General features: G+C 46.3%; 16 protein-coding genes. 15 read left to right on the forward strand and 1 reads right to left on the reverse strand.

The annotated features are described in order from the left end of the window. The 14 genes from QP339_RS05770 to QP339_RS05835 form a co-directional block, all read left to right on the forward strand. A partial coding sequence (locus QP339_RS05770) for a LysM peptidoglycan-binding domain-containing protein (RefSeq protein WP_284910767.1) occupies nucleotides 1–864 on the forward strand: 864 nt, incomplete at its 5' end. 357 nt (nucleotides 865–1,221) lie between these two features. Next, nucleotides 1,222–3,636: a leucine--tRNA ligase gene (gene leuS / locus QP339_RS05775; RefSeq protein WP_284910768.1), complete on the forward strand. Its 2,415-nt coding sequence runs from the start codon at nucleotides 1,222–1,224 to the stop codon at nucleotides 3,634–3,636. An 11-nt stretch (nucleotides 3,637–3,647) separates the two neighbouring features. Beyond that, nucleotides 3,648–4,511, forward strand: coding sequence for a pyridoxamine kinase (locus tag QP339_RS05780; RefSeq protein WP_284910769.1), 864 nt, complete (start codon nucleotides 3,648–3,650; stop codon nucleotides 4,509–4,511). A 320-nt stretch (nucleotides 4,512–4,831) separates the two neighbouring features. Continuing rightward, complete coding sequence (locus QP339_RS05785) at nucleotides 4,832–6,514, forward strand: putative polysaccharide biosynthesis protein (protein ID WP_284910770.1); 1,683 nt, start codon at nucleotides 4,832–4,834, stop codon at nucleotides 6,512–6,514. A 254-nt stretch (nucleotides 6,515–6,768) separates the two neighbouring features. Next, nucleotides 6,769–8,481 carry a muramidase family protein gene (locus QP339_RS05790; protein WP_284910771.1) on the forward strand — a complete coding sequence of 571 codons (1,713 nt, stop codon included), beginning with the start codon at nucleotides 6,769–6,771 and terminating at the stop codon, nucleotides 8,479–8,481. Nucleotides 8,482–8,685: 204 nt separating this feature from the next. Further along, entirely contained in the window at nucleotides 8,686–10,080 is a 1,395-nt protein-coding gene (gene pepV / locus QP339_RS05795; RefSeq protein WP_070616836.1) for a dipeptidase PepV, read from the forward strand. 4 nt (nucleotides 10,081–10,084) lie between these two features. Further along, nucleotides 10,085–10,843, forward strand: coding sequence for a TrmH family RNA methyltransferase (locus tag QP339_RS05800; RefSeq protein ID WP_284910772.1), 759 nt, complete (start codon nucleotides 10,085–10,087; stop codon nucleotides 10,841–10,843). 23 nt (nucleotides 10,844–10,866) lie between these two features. Continuing rightward, nucleotides 10,867–11,406, forward strand: coding sequence for an HD domain-containing protein (locus QP339_RS05805; RefSeq protein WP_070616839.1), 540 nt, complete (start codon nucleotides 10,867–10,869; stop codon nucleotides 11,404–11,406). A gap of 1 nt (nucleotide 11,407) precedes the next feature. Then, the gene (locus QP339_RS05810; RefSeq protein WP_067975730.1) at nucleotides 11,408–11,749 is read left to right on the forward strand and encodes a winged helix-turn-helix transcriptional regulator; all 342 of its coding nucleotides are present in this window, start codon (nucleotides 11,408–11,410) and stop codon (nucleotides 11,747–11,749) included. A 427-nt stretch (nucleotides 11,750–12,176) separates the two neighbouring features. Further along, nucleotides 12,177–13,223 (forward strand): phenylalanine--tRNA ligase subunit alpha, encoded by a 1,047-nt coding sequence (pheS, locus tag QP339_RS05815; RefSeq protein WP_284910773.1) that lies wholly within the window; start codon nucleotides 12,177–12,179, stop codon nucleotides 13,221–13,223. Nucleotides 13,224–13,231: 8 nt separating this feature from the next. Next, nucleotides 13,232–15,661, forward strand: a complete 2,430-nt coding sequence (pheT, locus tag QP339_RS05820) for a phenylalanine--tRNA ligase subunit beta (protein ID WP_284910774.1) — start codon at nucleotides 13,232–13,234, stop codon at nucleotides 15,659–15,661. 96 nt (nucleotides 15,662–15,757) lie between these two features. Beyond that, complete coding sequence (gene pta, locus QP339_RS05825) at nucleotides 15,758–16,738, forward strand: phosphate acetyltransferase (RefSeq protein WP_284910775.1); 981 nt, start codon at nucleotides 15,758–15,760, stop codon at nucleotides 16,736–16,738. Nucleotides 16,739–16,861: 123 nt separating this feature from the next. Next, nucleotides 16,862–17,329: a tRNA (adenosine(37)-N6)-threonylcarbamoyltransferase complex ATPase subunit type 1 TsaE gene (tsaE, locus tag QP339_RS05830; protein ID WP_070616846.1), complete on the forward strand. Its 468-nt coding sequence runs from the start codon at nucleotides 16,862–16,864 to the stop codon at nucleotides 17,327–17,329. A 2-nt stretch (nucleotides 17,330–17,331) separates the two neighbouring features. Further along, on the forward strand, nucleotides 17,332–17,871 hold the full coding sequence (locus QP339_RS05835) for a GNAT family N-acetyltransferase (RefSeq protein ID WP_284910776.1): 540 nt from the start codon (nucleotides 17,332–17,334) through the stop codon (nucleotides 17,869–17,871). A gap of 71 nt (nucleotides 17,872–17,942) precedes the next feature. On the opposite strand, the gene QP339_RS05840 is transcribed toward QP339_RS05835, so the two are convergent. Continuing rightward, a complete protein-coding gene (locus QP339_RS05840; RefSeq protein ID WP_284910778.1) occupies nucleotides 17,943–18,185 on the reverse strand; it encodes a hypothetical protein in 243 nt (80 codons plus the stop codon). A gap of 178 nt (nucleotides 18,186–18,363) precedes the next feature. Between QP339_RS05840 and murB the strand changes: the two genes are divergently transcribed. Then, the gene (gene murB / locus QP339_RS05845; RefSeq protein WP_284910779.1) at nucleotides 18,364–19,263 is read left to right on the forward strand and encodes a UDP-N-acetylmuramate dehydrogenase; all 900 of its coding nucleotides are present in this window, start codon (nucleotides 18,364–18,366) and stop codon (nucleotides 19,261–19,263) included. Nucleotides 19,264–19,353 lie beyond the last annotated feature (90 nt).

The raw sequence follows: 19,353 nt of genomic DNA on the forward strand, positions 1-19,353 counted from the left end.
TACACTGTTAAGCCAGGCGACGGCCTTTATACAGTCGCTCAAAACTTGGGGACGACCGTTTCTGCCCTCAAGGCCCAGTATGGTTTAACATCAAACTTAATCCATCCAGGCCAAGTTTTCAGTGTAGGGTCTGCCAATACCGGCCAAGCGTCTAAGTCGGCGCCAAGTCAGCAAACGCCTAAGCAAGCAAGTAGCCAGTCGACTGGCAAATCCTATACGGTTAAGCCAGGTGATGGCCTTTACACCGTTGCTCGTAATCTAGGAACGACTGTTTCAGCTCTTAAAGCGCAGTATGGCTTAACGTCTAACTTAATCCATCCAGGCCAAGTCTTCTCCACTTCTGGTGGTCAGACGACCGCTAAGCAAACGACACAATCACCAGCGACAAGCCGTCCTGTAGCACCATCTAGCCAAACGGCACCGGCTGCTAGCGGGCATAAGGTTCAGGCGGGTGATACCCTCTGGCGGATTGCTTCAGCTAATGGCATGACGGTCCAAGAATTGAAGGCATTGAATGGACTCACTGGGGCTAACATCTATGTCGGCCAAGAATTGAAATTGAGCCAATCGCCTGCTAAAGCTGCTCCTGCTTCTCAAGCAGTGACTAGCCAGGCAGCTCCAGCTCAAGCAAGTAGCCAAGCACAGACTCCAGCCCAAGCGCCAGTCAATGCGGCCAGCCCAAGCCAAACAAGTAGCAGTCCAGCCGCAGCTCAAAGCCAAGCCTACACTATCCAGGCGGGAGACAATCTCTACCGGATCTCAGTTAACCATGGGGTAGGGCTAAATGAGCTTTTAGCAGCTAATAATTTGAAACAAGATTCACTGATCCTGCCTGGTCAAAGCTTAACCATTCCTGGTAAATAGGCTGAGGCGAGAGAAGTTGTGATGCCAGGTCCTTAACTTGGGCTTGGCTTTTTTATGAGAAGAAACTTGGCCTTGGCATGGGAGACGATCCTGTGATACAATGAGTCCATATGATAAAAGGGTTAGAAGTAGTAGGCAATCTTGCCATGTCAAGAGAGTATGCGTTAGCTGGGAGCATATCATGGCATTTGTTGAACTCATCTAACAGACCTCCATAGCTAAGCGACTGGCGAAGCTATGGCGTTTCGTCCGCGTTAAGGCCATGAGAAGTTGTTTTATCTTAGGTGGTACCGCGTAAAAGACGCCCTAGCAAAATTTGCTAGGGCTTTTTGTATCGATATAGAAAAGGAGAAGAAGATGACATTTAATCATTTAGAAATTGAAAAGAAATGGCAAGACTATTGGGAAGAAGATGACAGTTTTAAGACTTTAGAGGACCATTCCTTGCCTAAATACTATGCCTTGGATATGTTCCCTTACCCATCTGGGGCTGGCCTCCATGTGGGTCACCCAGAAGGTTATACGGCAACAGATATTGTTTCACGGATGAAACGGGCCCAGGGCTATAATGTGCTCCATCCTATGGGCTGGGACGCTTTCGGTTTGCCAGCTGAACAATATGCCTTGGATACGGGGAATGATCCTGCCCAATTTACCGAACAAAATATTGAAACCTTTAAGAATCAAATTAAGTCACTCGGTTTTAGCTATGACTGGAACCGTGAAGTGAACACGACGGACCCCGATTACTATAAGTGGACCCAGTGGATCTTTACTAAGCTCTATGAGAAGGGGCTGGCCTATGAAGATGAAATTATGGTCAACTGGTGCGAGGCCTTAGGGACTGTGCTCGCCAATGAAGAAGTCATCGACGGACTTTCCGAACGGGGGGGCCACCCAGTCGTGCGCCGTCCTATGAAACAATGGGTGCTACGGATTACGGCTTATGCGGACCGTTTATTAGAAGACTTAGATGACCTCGACTGGCCAGAAAGCATCAAGGAAATGCAGCGCAATTGGATTGGTCGGTCAGAAGGGGCCCAAGTCAACTTCCAAATTAAGAATAGTGATGAAAGTTTTGAAGCCTTTACTACTCGGCCAGATACCCTATATGGAGCAACTTTCTGTGTGCTCTCCCCTGAACACCCCTTAGTGAAGAAGATTACGACGGCTGACCAAGCCCAAGCAGTTGAAGCTTATGTGGAAGAAGCTTCTCACAAGGCGGACCTGGAACGGACTGACCTAGCTAAGGAAAAAACCGGCGTCTTTACGGGTGCTTATGCGATAAATCCTTTGAGTGGAGAAGAGGTTCCAGTTTGGATTGCGGACTATGTACTGATGTCTTACGGGACCGGTGCTATTATGGCTGTTCCTGCTCACGATAGCCGGGACTATGAATTTGCTAAGCAGTTCGATATTCCGATTAAAGCAGTCATTGAAGGCGGCAATATCGATGAAGAAGCTTATACTGGTGACGGTAAACATATCAATTCCGCTGAATTAGATGGTCTAGATAAGGAAGAAGCCATCCAGAAAGCCATTGAAGTCTTGGAAGAAAAAGGCGCGGGCGAAGCCAAGGTTTCTTACCGTCTACGCGACTGGGTCTTCTCACGCCAACGTTATTGGGGCGAACCCATCCCTGTTATCCACTGGGAAGATGGAACGACAACAGCAGTTAAGGAAGAAGACCTGCCTGTGCTCTTACCTAAGGGCGAAAATATTCGACCAAGTGGGACAGGCGAATCTCCTCTGGCTAACTTTGAAGATTGGCTCAATGTCACAGACCCAGAAACAGGGATGAAGGGCAAACGGGAAACCAATACTATGCCACAGTGGGCAGGGTCTTCTTGGTACTTCCTACGTTACTGTGATCCTCATAATGACCAAGCCGTGATTAGCGAAGAAGCAGCTGACTACTGGCTCAATGTGGACCTCTACATCGGTGGGGCAGAACATGCGGTTCTCCACTTGCTCTATGCCCGCTTCTGGTATAAATTCCTCTACGACTTAGGCATTGTCCCAACCAAGGAACCCTTCCAAAAACTCTTCAACCAAGGGATGATCCTGGGTGAGGGCCATGAAAAGATGTCTAAATCAAAAGGCAATGTGGTGAACCCTGACGATGTGGTGGAAGCTTATGGGGCAGATACCCTCCGCCTTTATGAAATGTTTATGGGCCCTCTAGATGCTTCTATCGCTTGGAGTGAAGAAGGCTTAGCAGGTTCCCGCAAGTTCTTAGACCGGGTATGGCGTTTAATGATCGACCAAGAAGGCGAGCTGCGCGACCGGATCACAACCATTAATACGGGCGAACTAGACAAGGTTTACCATCAAACCGTTAAGAAGGTCACAGAAGACTTTGAGAAATTGCACTTTAATACAGCAATTTCCCAATTAATGGTCTTCATTAACGAAGCCTACAAGGCAGAAGCCCTACCTTTTGAATACATGAAGGGCTTTGTTCAATTACTTGCACCAATTACCCCTCACTTGGGCGAAGAGCTCTGGGAACGTTTGACTGGCCAAGCTGGTATTTCTTATGTGCCATGGCCAGAATACGATGAAAGCCTCTTGGCAGACGACCAAATTGAAGTGGTTTATCAAGTCAATGGTAAGATCAAGGCCCATGATGAAGTGCCTGCAGACTTGCCGAAAGAAGAATTGGCTGAACGTGCTCAAGCTCACGAACTGATCCAAGCTGATATCGCAGAAAAAACCATCCGTAAAGTGATCGCCGTACCAAATAAACTGGTTAATATTGTGGCCAACTAAGGGGAGATTGTGTGAAAAAGGTTTTAATTGTTCATGATATTTCCTGCTATGGTAAGTGTTCAACCACTGTTGCCTTGCCTATCCTTTCTAGTATGGAGTTGACTGGGACTATCCTTCCCACGGCCCTCTTGTCCACCCATACTGGACCTGGTTTTGAGAATTATACCTATCTCGACCTCAGCCAGGAAATGCCTAAAATTGTTAAAAATTGGCAGACTTACGGCCTTAAGTTCGATGCAGTCTATGTCGGTTACCTGGGAAATATCCAGCAGATCGATTTCTTACTAGAGACCCTTCCGGACCTGCTGACTGAAGGGGGGAAGTTCTACTTAGACCCAGTTATGGCCGATGATGGGGCTTTCTATCCTGGTTTTGACCAGGCTTATGCCGATAAGATGCGCAGCTTATGCGATATTGCTGATTTGATTATGCCCAATCAGACGGAGGCCAGTCTGATTTATGGCTTGCCTTATCAAGAAGGCTTAGTTGAAGATGAGCTCTTCCAGCAATTCGTCCATGCCTGCAACCAGGTTAAGAAGACTTCTTTGGTCTTAACGGGGGCAGGCTATGACGGGGAGGGGCAAACCGGTGCCCATTATTATGATGCCGATAAGGATGAAGAAGGGCTCAAACAGTCTGATTTTATTGGTCGCAAACTTCATGGCACAGGGGATATCTTTGGTAGTATCTTGGTGGGAGCTTTGGTCAATGGCTTTAGCTTGGCTGATGCTTCTGCTCTAGCAGTCAGCAAGGTTAGTCAGGCCTTGGCCCGTTCCATTGATGAACCTGATGTGGACCGGGAAGGTTTGGCCTTTGAGACCTTGCTCGGTGACCTGTCTGCCATGGTCCGCCAAGAAAAAAAAGCAAATGCATAACTTAAATGAGATGATGAGGCTGGGACAAAAGTTCCAACCTCTTTTTAAATAGCGAATATTTCTCAAAAACCTGCTCCAAAAGTCAGGCCTGACATCCACTTCACGAACTATGAGAAATCGTTAGTAAACGTTTTCTCATAGTTCGCTCCAGTGGTTCAGGCCTGATCGACTTTTGTCACACTCTCATATCTTTTCTCTTGACCTTATAATTCTGTAAATTTGACAGGCAAGTTATTGCAAAGTGAAATTGAATTATATATCATGTAGTTAATGTTTAAATTAATTTTGGTTCATCCAATGAAAGAGAGTTGGAATATTAAATGGAAAACGAACAAGCTCCGATTCGTTCGGATGCTGCCGAGCGCATGAGTTCGGGCTCAGCCTGGATGACAGCGGGGACCTTTGCCTCCAGATTACTCGGCTTGCTTTATATTATTCCTTGGGTCCGCTGGATGGGAGATCCCCAAACCGCGGCCGAAGCCAATGCCCTTTATGATATCGGCTATAAATACTATTCAATCTTTTTGGTCATCTCTACAGCCGGCGTGCCTTCAGCCATCGCTAAGCAGATGGCCTACTACAATGCTCGAAAGCAGTACGACACCAGCCAGCAGCTCTTTAGGAGCGGGACCATTCTAATGTTAGTGATGGGCCTCGTTTCGGGCCTCGTCCTCTTCTTCGCAGCGCCCTGGCTGGCAGAATCGACGCCGACACGGGAGGTCAGCCATGCTGTTCTTACCATTCGCTCTTTAGTGCCTGCCTTGGTTCTCTTCCCCTTACTTTCGATCTTTAGGGGCTACTTCCAAGGTCATCAGGATATGAAGCCAAGTGCCATTTCCCAGATTACGGAACAATTTTTCCGGGTGGCTTATATGCTGGCGTCGGTTTATGTCATCCGTCGCATCTTCGATGGCTCTGTTGTCACGGCGGTTAGCCATTCGACTTTTGCCGCCTTTATCGGTGGGGCAGTGGCCATTTTGACTCTAGCTTTCTATTATTTGCGCCACCGCAAGGAGTATCCGGTGTCACTGACTAAGAAGGCCAGCTACCAGGTCAAAACGTCCGGGATGATCAAAGAAATTATTATGATCGCCATTCCTTTTATCATTACAGGCTCTGGCATCGAGCTAACCCAGTTGATCGATACCAATACCTTCATGCCTATCATGGAGAAGGTGAGTAATTTAGGGCAGGCTGATATCATTTACGAATACGGGATCTTTTCCGCTAATATTAATAAATTAGTGACTGTCCTTGTCTCCCTGGCCCTGGCTATTGGAGCAACATCTATTCCAGTGATTGCGAATACTTATTCACGGGAATTAGACCACCAGGAGCGATCAACTAGCCAACCTATTCTAAGCGAGACTAGCCACTTGGTCATTCATAACCTGCAACTCTTCTTAATGGTTATGTTGCCAGTAGCGCTAGGTCTCTTTATCTTGGCCGGCCCCGTTTATAATTTAGTTTATCGGCCAGATGCCCTGGGGAGCATGTATTTGAGAATTTCTTGCTTCACCGCTCTGGGAATGGGCGCTTACTCGGTCCTAGTCTCCGTCTTACAGGCAATGGACCACCATAAGCAAGCGGTAATCGGCCTAGCTTTGGGTTTGGTGATGAAGTTAGTATGGCAATATCCTTTGATTTACTTCCTCGGAACACCTGGGGCTATGCTAGCAACGATTATTTCTTTCACAACGATTTCCCTCTACTATCTCTACCACATCCATCGTTTAGTTGGCTTCCGCTACCGGGAACTCCTAAATGAAAGTTTACCGATTGTTCTCTCTGCCTTTATTATGTTCCTTGTGGCAGGGCTGCTCTACTTGATTCTAGCTTATCTCCTGCCCATACCTAATTTGCTCGGCTCAATTGTCATTAGCCTCTTGGTAGTTGCCGTTGCGGTATGGGTGTACCTCCTCTTAATGCTTAAGAGCCACAAGCTAGACCTGGTTCTCGGTTTACGCGCTGAAGAGCTGCGCCGCAAGTTAGGACTTAGCTAGTTTTTTTAAACACAGCGAACTACTTCTAAAGTTTGCTGTGTTTTTATTTATCCTAAATATGAAAGCGCTAGCATTAAATTTTGCTTTACGTTATAATAGGGATAGGAAGGGAAGTCTCCCTATAAATTTAATTAATATTACAAATGTTACAATAAATATGAAACATTTGTAACAAAAGCCTTCCTATTCCTCCTGGTTAGCGGTATGATAGAAGCACTTAGAAGATTAAATGTTAAAGCGAGGGGGGTTTAACAATGGAAGCAATGACAAAGAACAAAAGACAAGTTATTAAGAAATTATCACTTGCATCACTTGCCTTAGTATCTACTACCGCTTATCAATTATGTCGAGAAAGTGTAAAAGCTGATGAAATTAACCAACACCAGGTCCAAGCGGGAGATTCGCTCTGGAAGATTGGGAATACTTATGGCGTCAGCATTGACCAATTGAAGAACTGGAACCAACTGAAGGATAACTATGTCTTGCACCCAGGGGATACCTTGTATATTCAAGACCAAAGCCCTGCAGTTAAGACAGAAGAGCCGGCTAGTCAACCCGCAAAGCCTGCTAGCCAGCAAGAAAATCAAGCACCAGCTAGCACGAGCACGCCAACAATTGAGACAGCAAAACAAGCTGAATCTGCGGAAACAACTTACCAAGTTAAGGCAGGGGATTCGCTCTGGCGGATTGCTAAGAATAATGGGGTCAGCTTGGAGGATTTATTGGCATGGAACCAACTCAAGATGGACAGCCTGATTCTTCCTGGTAAGCAACTCGTGGTCAAGGCTCCGGCTAAAGCACCAAGCAAAGAAATAGCAAGTAATAAAGAAACAGAACAAGCTGCTGAAGAGACCGGAAAGCCTTATGTTCGTGACCAAAAGACCTTTAAGGATGTCAATGCAGCAGTTAAATACGCCCGCGACCATTTTGATTATAAGCGCCACAAACAATTCTATGTGAATTGGCAAGCAGATGGCACTTACACGGTCGATTGGGAAATGCAAGCGGGTCAAAGACAAAAACCTGCCCTTCGTCAAGATAATAAGAAGCTCCCAAGCGCAGCCACTTATGCTGTGAAGGCTGGCGATTCACTCTGGGCCATTAGCCACCGCCATGGTGTCAGCATCCAAGACCTGATGAAGTGGAACCATTTAACCGCTCAAAGTGTTATCCATCCTGGACAAAAGCTGGTAATTCAAGTCCCTCAAGCGGCTGCAAATCATCAAGCAAAGCCCACTCCTGCTCCTGAAGTCACAGCACAAGGCCGCTTAGTTGATCCTAAACGTTTTGATGATGTGAAGACAGCGGTTCAATATGGACGGGTCCACTTTGATTACACCAAGCACAAAGAGTTTTATGTAAACTTAGGCAAGGATGGCCGCTATGTCCTCGAATGGGAAATGAAGGATCAAGTCGCCAAGCCAAAAGAAGTAAAAACAAGCCATCAAGGCAAGGACAATTACAAAGTCAAAGCAGGCGACTCACTCTGGGCCATTAGTCAAAGAGAAGGCGTAACAGTTAATGATCTGATGAAGTGGAACCAACTGGATGCCAATTCTGTGATCCATCCTGGTGACCAACTGATTGTTAAGAAAGCAGCCACCCAAAAGAATCAAAGACCTGCTCAAGCAGAAAAGAGTACAAGTCCTTATGTCAGAGATGCCAAGCATTTCCAAAGCATTAATGATGCAGTCCGCTACGGCCGTCAAAATTTTGATTACAAGCGCCACCAAGAATTCTATGTCAACTGGGATAATGGCCACTATGTGATCGATTGGGAAATGAAGCCAGGAGTTAAAGAACAGATGGCTGATACTAGCCCCGAAAAGACGAACTATACCGTCAAAGCAGGGGATTCGCTTTGGTTGATTGGGGTTCGTCATGGTGTTAGTGTCGACCAATTGAAGGAATGGAACCATCTGACATCTGATTTCCTACAAATTGGTGACCGATTAGTGATTAAATAGGAGACTGTAACAAAAGTTCGTTAATTAATAGGAGACTGGAGCTTTTCCTCAGCCTGATTCAGATAAAGAGGCAGACTAACTTGCCTCTTTATTTTTATAGAAAAGATAAAAATTATAAAGTTTTTAAAGCTTTCATATAGTAAGTGGCTTTAAACTGAAAGGAAATATGCTATAATTGATAAAAAAGATGGAGGCGTTTACTTTATGACAATTCATTGGACACAAGAAGCACAGAAACGCTATGAGGCTTATTATGAAGACCTCTTTACTTTACTGAAAGTGGATAGTGTACGAGATGACAGCCAGGCTAGTGCAGAAGCACCGGTTGGACCAGGCCCTAAAAAGGCCTTAGAGACCTTCCTTTCTATGGCTGAGCGCGATGGTTTCCAAACAGCTAATATCGATAATATTGCCGGCCGGGTTGAATTTGGTGAGGGCGACGAAATCCTGGGTATCTTAGCCCACGTGGATGTGGTGCCTGTGGATAAATATTGGGAGACGGATCCTTTTGATCCTGTGATTAAGGACGGCAAGCTCTATGCCCGGGGAGCAAGTGATGACAAGGGGCCTCTCATGGCTGCCTACTATGCCCTAAAGATTATTAAAGACTTGGAACTTCCTGTTTCTAAGCGGGTGCACTTTATCGTAGGGACCGATGAAGAAAGCGATTGGAAGTGCATGGACCGCTATTTCGAAAGCGAAGTGAAACCGGACTTTGGCTTCTCGCCAGATGCTGAATTTCCTATTATTAATGGGGAAAAGGGCCAGTACACCAGTCATCTCACTTTTTCACCTTTCCAAGGGGACTTAGTCAGCTTTGAAGGTGGGCAACGTGAGAACATGGTGCCTGCTGAAGCCCAAGCCCGTTTGGCGAACCAAGATCTCGACCGAGTTCAAGCTGCTGCAGCAGACTTCCAAAATGATCATCCAGCTGCCAGCTTAACGGTTGAAGCAACAGACCAAGGACAAATCCTTGTCGCTTGTGAAGGGAAAGCCGCCCATGCTATGGACCCTTCTCAAGGAGAAAATGCAGCAACTTACCTGGCTCTTTTCTTGCAGGGACTGAGTGACGATTTAGCTAAGAATCGCTTTATCAGCTTTACGGCAGACCGCCTTCATGAAGACTTCTATGGGAAAGAATTAGGCTTTGCCCACCATGATGACGTGATGGGAGATCTCACCCTTAATCCAGGTGTCTTTGCAGTTGAGGGCGACCAAGTTAAGGTCACTTTAAACATGCGGGTGCCACAAGGTATTAGCTATGAAGAGATCGGCAGCCGTTTGGATGAGCTTGGCCAAGACTATGCCTTTAGCCGGGAAGATGGCAAGTCGAACAAGGCTCCCCACTATGTGCCAGCTGATGACCCATTGGTAACTACCTTACTCGATGTTTACGAGAAATATACTGGTGAAGTTGGCCAAGAAAAAGTGATCGGGGGCGGAACTTACGGGCGTCTCTTCGAACGTGGCGTGGCCTTCGGTGCGCTTTTCCCTGATTCACCAGATACCATGCACCAAGCCAATGAATTTGCTCGCCTCAAAGACCTTGAGAAGGCGATGGCTATCTATGCTGAAGCCATTTACCGCTTAATCAAATAAGATGATGATTGAATCCAAACAGAACCCGCAGATTAAAGCCATTAAGAAATTGCAACAAGCGAAGGGGAGACGGAAGGCGAAGCGTTATATTCTGGAAGGGCCTCACTTACTGGAAATGGCCCTAGAGGCGGGAAAACAGCCTGAATTAATCTTGTGCACGGAGGCTAGCTTTAAGGCCGATTATGCGAACTATAACTATCAATTGATCAGTCCACAGTTAGCCGACTATCTGGCAGAAACGGAAAGCACTCAGGCGGTTTTTGCGGTGATGCCCTTGCCTGAGCCGCTTAGTCTTGAACAATTGACATCTTCTGCCATTCTCCTTCTCGATGGCCTCCAGGACCCAGGTAATTTGGGCACCATTATCCGGACAGCAGATGCCCTGGGTTACCACAGCCTGATCCTTGGTAAAGGGAGCGTTGATCCTTATAATAGTAAGGCCTTGCGCGCCATGCAGGGGAGCCAGTTCAAACTCCAACTTGTCCAGGATGACTTGGACCAAGCCATCCCTCAATTGCAGAGCCAGGGTTACCAGATCGCTGCTTCCACCCTGTCCAGTGATTCACAGAGTGTCAGGGATTACCGTTTGACAGATGGCAAAAAATGGGGCATTATATTAGGTAATGAGGGTAATGGGGTTAGCCCTGACTGTATTGAATTGGCGGATGTCAGCCTGCATATTCCTATGACAGGGCAGGCTGAATCCTTAAATGTCGCCATAGCAGCTGCAATTATGATGTATGAATATCGTCCCGTGATTTAGAAAGTAGAAAGAGTGATGAGTGAATGCACAAACACACACGACCATGGGAATCTGACAGCGACTACTTAGAGCTCGTAGCCGATATTAAAGACCATCAATTTATTAAAGATTTGGAACGCTTCCCCCAACATATTCATGGAAACCGGATGATTCATTCCTTTCAAGTATCCTACAAGAGCTATAAGATTGCGCGTAAGTTAGGTTTAGACTACCGGTCGGTGGCACGTGCAGGCTTAATGCATGACTTGTTCTATTATATGCCTGGCGAGTTATCATTTTCACACGGCAATCACTTAAGCAACCATCCCTACATTGCCTTGCAGAATGCACGTGCTTTAACGAGCCTCAATCCAATCGAAGAAGATATTATTGTTAAGCATATGTGGTTGGCAACGGCTGCACTTCCTAAATATCGGGAATCTTATGTGGTGACCATGGTTGATAAGTGGGTAGCTTGCGAAGATTTTGCTTATCCGCTTTTCCGTAACTTTAGCACAAGCTTCCAGTGTAAAGTTTATAAATACTTCTTGGGCTTAGACCTGAGAGAAGAAATGAGAGATTAAGATGACAACAGAGAAACACGTGCCGACACTGTGTCCTAAATTTGAACGTGGTTTTCAGTTGATTGGTAAGAAATGGAACGGTCTAATCATCCAAAGTTTATTAAATGAGCCTTTGCGATTTGGGCAATTGCGTGACAGTATCAATGGCATTTCTGACCGGGTGTTAATCGAGCGCTTGCGCCAACTGGGCCGTTTAGGTATCGTTTGTCGCAAAACTACAGAAATTGATTCCCACCAGGTGGCGCTCTATAGCCTGACCGAAAAAGGTCTGGAGCTAGAACCTGTTCTTAACAATCTTCACCAATGGGCTGATGAGTGGATGGCTAAAGATGATAAAATTTAATATAAAAATCAAGGGCTGGGGCAAAATGCTTCAGCCTTTTCTAGTCAGAGCTGCTTATAGCTTCTGTTTTAAAACTTTGGCTTGGTAATGGCTTTATACAGGATTTGAGTTGACGCTAAGTTGAATTTTGCTTATAATAAGTTGTAATATCACGTTGATAGAAGACGGAAATAGTCACAAGTGTAGCCAGGAAGAGAAATCAGCGACTGAGAGTTTCTTCTACACGGACTAGGCCCTTTCACTTCTTGAGTAGGCACCGGGACCGGATGGAAAAGGTGTCCGCAAGCCAGCGTTAAAGGCTTTGAGTGTCAGCAGTAATTTTTGTCAGCTGAAACAAGGGTGGTACCGCGGTCTTTCGTCCCTTTGAGGGATGGAAGGCTTTTTTGTTTTCTATTAAATTAAATGGCATTGAATAAAAGGAGTTATCATGGATATCATTGAACAATTGAAAACTTTAGAGAAGGAAATGCATGATCAATTATCCCAGCTAACGGATCTTGATGGTGTTAAACAATTACGGATTGATTATCTCGGTAAGAAGGGGGCATTGACCCAGACCTTACGGGGAATGAAGGACTTGTCCAATGAAGAACGGCCTAAAGTGGGGGCCTTCGCTAATGAATTGAAGACCAAGTTAGCGGACGCACTGGACCAGAAAGAGGAAAAATTCCAAGCTGAAGCCCTAGAAGCAGCCTTGGCAGCTGAAACAATCGATGTTAGCCTGCCTGGCCAAGAAGTTCAGCTCGGTAAGCCGCACATTATTGCCCAAGTTATGTCGGATATTGAGACTCTCTTTGTTTCCATGGGTTATGAAGTTGTCGAAGGCCCAGAAATTGAATCCGACTATTACAACTTCCAGCGGATGAACCTACCAGAAAACCATCCGGCCCGTGATATGCAGGATACCTTCTATGTCAATAAGGACGTCCTCTTGCGGACTCACACCTCACCTGTCCAAGCACGTACCATGGACCAGCACGACTTCTCCAAGGGCCCACTTAAGATGATCAGTCCAGGTAAGGTTTACCGTCGTGATGATGATGACGCTACCCACTCCCACCAATTCCACCAAATTGAGGGCTTGGTAGTGGCTGAAAATGTAGGTTTGGCTGATTTGAAGGGGACCCTCGAAGTCTTCGCTCAACACATGTTTGGTGCAGACCGGGAAATTCGTCTTCGCCCATCTTACTTCCCATTCACTGAACCTTCTGTTGAAATTGACATTTCTTGCTTCAAGTGCGGGGGTAAGGGCTGCAATATCTGTAAGCAGAGTGGTTGGATTGAGATCCTCGGTGGAGGGGTTGTCCATCCAAATGTCTTAGAAATGTCAGGCGTAGATAGCGAGCGATATACTGGTTTTGCTTTCGGGATTGGGCCGGACCGGGTGGCTATGTTGAAGTACGGAATTGAAGATATCCGTCACTTCTACCAAAATGACCTACGCTTCTTAACACAGTTCCAAGAAAAGGGGTAAGCAAGTAAATGAAAGTATCAATTGAATGGTTAAATGAACTCATTTCTCTAGAGGGGATTACAGCGGAAGAACTCGCTGGTAAGATGTCGCGGACAGGGATTGAAGTTGATGGATTGGAAAATCTGGGGAATGTCTTGAAGAAGGTTGTTGTCGGCCATACCCTCGAAGTTGTCGACCATCCAGATTCAGACCACCTCCATATCTGCCAAGTCGATGTTGGTGAAGAAGAGCCTTATCAAATCGTCTGTGGCGCGCCTAATATTGCCAGCGATCAAAAAGTCATCGTCGCCCTTCCTAACTCACGGATTAAAAACAATGTAAAGATTAAGAAAGGGAAACTGCGCGGCCAAGTGTCCCAAGGGATGATTTGTAGCTTAGAAGAAATAGGTTTTGATGAAAATGTCGTACCTAAAGAGTTTGCTAATGGGATTGCTGTCTTACCAGAAGATGCACCAGTCGGAACTTCGATTGTTGACTATCTCAAGCTCGATGATTCGATTCTTGATTTGGATGTGACGCCTAACCGGGCAGATGCTTTGTCAGTTAGAGGAAATGCCTGGGAAGTGGCTGCTATTTATGGCCGTCAGCCTGAGTTTTCTAGTGAAGATGTTGACACATTCGCCAAGCAATCGGACCTGGCCAAACTTGTCTCCATTCAAGTGGATGATCCAGACATGGTGCCAGAATACAATGCCTTCTTGGTACGCAATGTGAAGATCCAGCCCAGCCCATTAGTCGTCCAAGTACGCCTAATGAAGTCAGGTATTCGTCCCATCAATAATATTGTAGATGCGACCAACTATGTCTTGCTCGAATATGGCCAGCCTCTACATGCCTTTGACTACGATAAATTAGGAACAGGTAAGATTGAAACACGGATGGCCCAAGCGGGTGAGACCCTGCAAACCCTTGACGGCGAAGAACGGCAATTGACGGAAGAGGATATCGTGATTACAGATGGCCAAAAACCGATTGCTTTAGCGGGCGTTATGGGGGGCTACGATACGGAAATTGATGAGTCCACACAAAATGTCTTGCTTGAAGCAGCGATGTTTGAGCCCATTCATATTCGTAAGACGGCACGCCGCTTAGGCTTGAGAAGTGAATCTAGTATGCGTAATGAACGCGGGGTTAACCAAGCGACAATCGCAGAAGCGGGCTACTATGCCGCTCAATTAATGGTTGCCTGGTCTTCGGGTGACTTAGAACCAGGATTTGCCCAAGTTTCTACATTAGATCATGGGGATGTTAAGGTGCCTTCTTCTTTGGCTTATATTAACCGTGTCTTAGGGACCTCATTAACTTACCGGGATATTGAACAAGTCTTTGCCGACTTGCAATTTGGCTTAGAAGGTGATGCCGACCACTTCACTGTAACTGTTCCGCCACGCCGTTGGGATATTCATATTCCAGCTGACTTAACAGAAGAAGTTGCCCGCATCTATGGTTATGACAAGATTCCTTCCCACCTTCCTAATGCCCAAGGCTACAAAATTGGCCTGACTGAGCGCCAACAGTTCGATCGCCGGGCTCGTCAGACCATGCAAGCTCTCTCCTTCAACCAAGTCATTGGCTATAACTTGGTCAGTGCGGAGGCTTTAAACGTCTTGCAATTAGAAGAAAGAGCAGCCGTTGAGCTGGACTTCCCGATGAGTGAAGACCACCGTTACATGCGGACCAATCTGCTGACTACTGATCTCGATATCACCCGTTACAATGTCGCACGCAATATCAAAAATGTTGCCATTTATGAGAGCGGCCGTATCTCCTACTGGGAAGATGGCCAGCCAGTTGAAGAAAATCACTTGGCAGCTGTTTGGACTGGTAACCGCATCGACCAATCTTGGCAAAGTCAAGACCAGGCAGTTGATTTCTTCGCGATGAAGGGGATCGTCGAAGCCTTACTCGCTTCCATGAACCTGGCTTGCAGCATCCGCTACCAGGCTGCGCATGATATCGCTGATACCCATCCTGGACGGACTGCCCGTATTTTAGCTGATCTTGGGGAAGAAGAAACGGTGCTTGGTTTTATCGGCCAGCTCCACCCACAAACGGCGGATAGCTATGACTTGGTTCAAGCCACTTACGTCTTTGAACTGTCCTTAGACCGGCTCTTTGACCTACCTAAGCAAACGATTGTCCAAGAAAGTATTCCAAAATTCCCAGGCATTAAGCGGGATATTGCCCTCCTCGTTGATGAAAGTGTCAGTCACGCTGAAATCCAAGCCTGCATCCAAGAGGCAGGGAACAAATACCTGCGTGATATCCAAGTCTTTGACCTCTATACCGGCGACAAGATTGAAGCAGGCAAGAAATCGTTAGCTTATCAACTGTCTTACCTGAACCCAGAAGCCACCCTCCAAGACGACGAGGTTACGGCTAATGTGGACGCTATAATCCAAGCCCTAAGTCAGGAATTGGGAGCTCAAGTTCGCTAAGAATTGAGTGAGAATTAGGCCACTTCAAGAGGAATTTTGGTCAAAGTATGATAAGATAAAAGTAGACATATGATAATAAATTAGGAGGTCAAAATAATGGATATGTTTGAGAGCTTAAAAGCTAAAATTCAAGACAAAAAAGTGCGCATTGTTTTCCCTGAAGGTGCCGAAGAGCGCATCCAAGGAGCCGTTGTCCGCTTGAAGCAAGATGGTTTAGTTGAACCTGTCTTATTAGGTAATCCTGATGACTTACAAGCTAAGGCAAAAGGATTTGGCTTCGATTTGTCTGGAATTGAGATTGTAGATCCCAATAACTACGATGCTTTTGACGAAATGGTAGATGCCTTCGTGGAACGCCGTCGTGGCAAAGCAACAGAAGAACAAGCTCGTGAAATCCTTAAAGATGAAAACTACTTCGGGACAATGTTAGTTTACCAAGACAAGGTTGATGGCTTGGTATCTGGGGCTGTCCACTCAACAGGGGATACCGTTCGTCCTGCCCTCCAAATCGTTAAGACTAAAGAAGGCGTTCGTTCCACTTCAGGTGCCTTCATCATGGTTCGTGACGATGAACGCTATGTCTTCGCAGACTGCGCTATTAACATTGATCCTGACAAGAATGCTCTGGCTGAAATTGCCATTGAATCTGCAAAGACTGCTGAATTGTTCGATATTGAACCAAATGTGGCTATGCTAAGCTTCTCTACCAAGGGATCTGCTTCTGCTCCCCAACAAGAGAAAGTTGCTGAAGCAGTGGCGATTGCCCAAGAAAAAGCTCCTGAACGCTTCAACATCGATGGTGAATTACAATTCGATGCGGCCTTCGTTGAATCTGTCGGCAAACAAAAAGCACCTGATTCTAAGGTAGCAGGCCAAGCAAAAGTCTTTGTCTTCCCAGAAATCCAATCGGGTAACATTGGCTATAAGATTGCCCAAAGACTCGGCGGCTTCGAAGCGATTGGGCCTATCTTACAAGGGATGGCTAAACCAATTTCTGACCTCTCACGCGGTTGTAATGAAGAAGATGTTTATAAGATTTCAATCATTACCGCTAACCAAGCTTTGTTGGATGACTAAGCGAGCTGATAAGAATTTACAAAAGGGACTGGGATTAAAGGACCAGTCCCTTTACTTTTTGCTCCCTTCTAGCTTTGGTGATAAAATAAGACTAATCGACAATTAATGAAAGGAGTGGATAGGATGTCTGCGACTTTGAATTGGCAGGGGGAGGCTGATACGCAATCCTTTGCCCATTATTTAGCTTCCTATGTCAAAGCGGGCGATATTATTTGCTTGGCTGGAGACCTAGGAGCAGGAAAGACCACCTTCACTCGTTACTTAGCAGAAGGGCTGGGAATTTCTGGGAATATTAAGAGCCCAACTTTTACTATTATCCGTGAATACCAGTCTGGCCGGCTTCCACTCTACCATATGGATGCTTATCGCTTGGAAGAGACAGGGGCTGAGGGTATGGGCCTGGAAGAGTATCTAGAAGGGGACGGCCTGACGGTTATCGAGTGGCCACAATTTATTGAAGAGGACTTATCGACGAATTATTTGTGGCTAACCATTAGCAAGGGCCAGGAGGATGACCGCCAAGTCCACTTTGAAGGCTTTGGACCGCGGGGTAAGCAACTGGCCCGGATTATAGAAGAGGAGTATTGCTAGTTATGAAGAAAGAAGAAATCGAAATTGTTTTTGAAGATGGTCAAGCCAAGCATGCCAAGCAATTATTAGATTTTTACCGCCAAGTTGGAGCTGAGAGCCCTTACTTGACCTTCGATGAAGCAGGTTTAGGGATTAACCAAGAACAGGAGACACGTTATCTAAAACAAATTCAAGAGACGACCAATAATCGTCTCTTGCTGGCTAGCCTTAATGGGGAGATTATCGGGGTCGCTAGTATTGGTGCACCGACCAATCCCAAGACAGGTCATGTCGGTGAGATTGGCATTTGCCTTCTCCGTCGTTTCTGGGGCATGGGTCTCAGCCGGGTGATGATGGAAGATATGATCGAGTGGGCAGAGGAGAGTCCTTCCTTACGCTATCTGCGCTTGGAAGTGAATGCGGAGAACATTCGTGCCATCAAGCTCTATGAACACTTTGATTTTGAATTGATTGGAAAGACGCCTGCTGCAATGTTCTGTCAAGAAAGTTACCAGGATGTCTTGATGATGGGACTTCGGGTGGATGACAGCGAAGACCAATAAAAAATAGCCAGTGACCGGGTCCAACTTGGACTTCATTCTGAAGTCGGAGGGGACTTGGGTCCTGGCTATTTTTACCATGCTTTAAAGGTGATAGCGAGCATGAAGAGAAATAAGAAGAGATTAGAGAGGGCGAGGCCCCAGCGCCAACGAGCAGCCTGGTCATTAAGTGAGAAAATGATGCCCACGATGGGGATGAGGAGGCTCAAAATGAGACTCCAGTGGCTCAAGGACTGGGGGTCTGCCATCAATTGTTTAGCCGAAAAGAAGAGGCTGAGGGCAGTCATCAAGAGGGCCTGACGTCTTTCTTTGGTCATGAGTCATTGTCCTTTCTTATAGTATTTTGGCTAAGAGCTGGTCAATGCATCTATTTTAGCAAATTATAAGGCTTAAGACTAGGATGGGCCAAATATTTAAGCTATCTTTTCATTTATTTGGACTTGTGGTATGATGGAGGGACGAAAGTATCGATTAGGCGGGAAAGGTGATCGTTAAGTGATGAAAGAAAAATTTCTTGAGCATTTTCCTCAAGCAAGGGTTAAGTTCGATGAAGCCTTGAGCTCTTATTCCTATACACGCACAGGGGGGCCGGCGGATATCCTGGTTTTTCCTCAGACCATTGCGGAAGTTCAAGATTTTGTGTCATACGCTAAAACCGAACAGATCCCTATCATGGTATTGGGCAATTCCAGCAATTTAATTGTTCGGGATGGTGGCATTGAAGGGATCGTCATGATCTTAACAGATATGAAGGCAGCTGAGGTCCAAGACCAGACTTTGGTTGTTGAAGCGGGAGCTCGCTTGATTGATGTCAGCCGCTTAGCTGCCGACCACAGCCTCGGTGGGCTAGAATTTGCCTGTGGGATTCCGGGGAGTCTGGGTGGCGCCGTCTTTATGAATGCGGGTGCTTATGGCGGCGAGATGGCTGATATTGTATCCAGTGTGGACTATGTCGATCAAAGAGGCAGTCTGCATCAGCTCACTCTTCAAGAGCTTGACTTTGCTTACCGGCATAGCTGTTTTCAGGAGAATGGCGGGGTCGTCGTTAGGGTGCATATGCAGCTCCATTCGGCTGATTCAGACGCTATTGAGTCGCGGATGGCTGAATTGACCCACTTACGAGAATCCAAGCAGCCGCTGGACCTGCCTTCTTGTGGCAGTGTCTTCAAACGGCCTGAGGGGCATTACACGGGCCAGCTGATTCAAGAGGCCGGCCTCCAAGGCTATACGGTTGGTGGGGCCCAAGTTTCATTAAAACATGCGGGCTTTATCGTGAACATCGGCCAGGCCACAGCGACTGACTATTTAGCCGTCATTGCCCATGTTCAAGACGTGATTAAGGACCGCTATGGCGTCGACTTAGAGACAGAAGTGCGGATTATTGGCCGCGACTAGAGATAAAACTTAACATGAATCAATCAGATAAACTTCTTCTGTGTTAAAATTATGTTAAAATACATGGAGAAGTTTATTTGTGTTTTTTAT

This window comes from Aerococcus sp. UMB7834 (genome assembly GCF_030215145.1).
Classification (GTDB): domain Bacteria; phylum Bacillota; class Bacilli; order Lactobacillales; family Aerococcaceae; genus Aerococcus.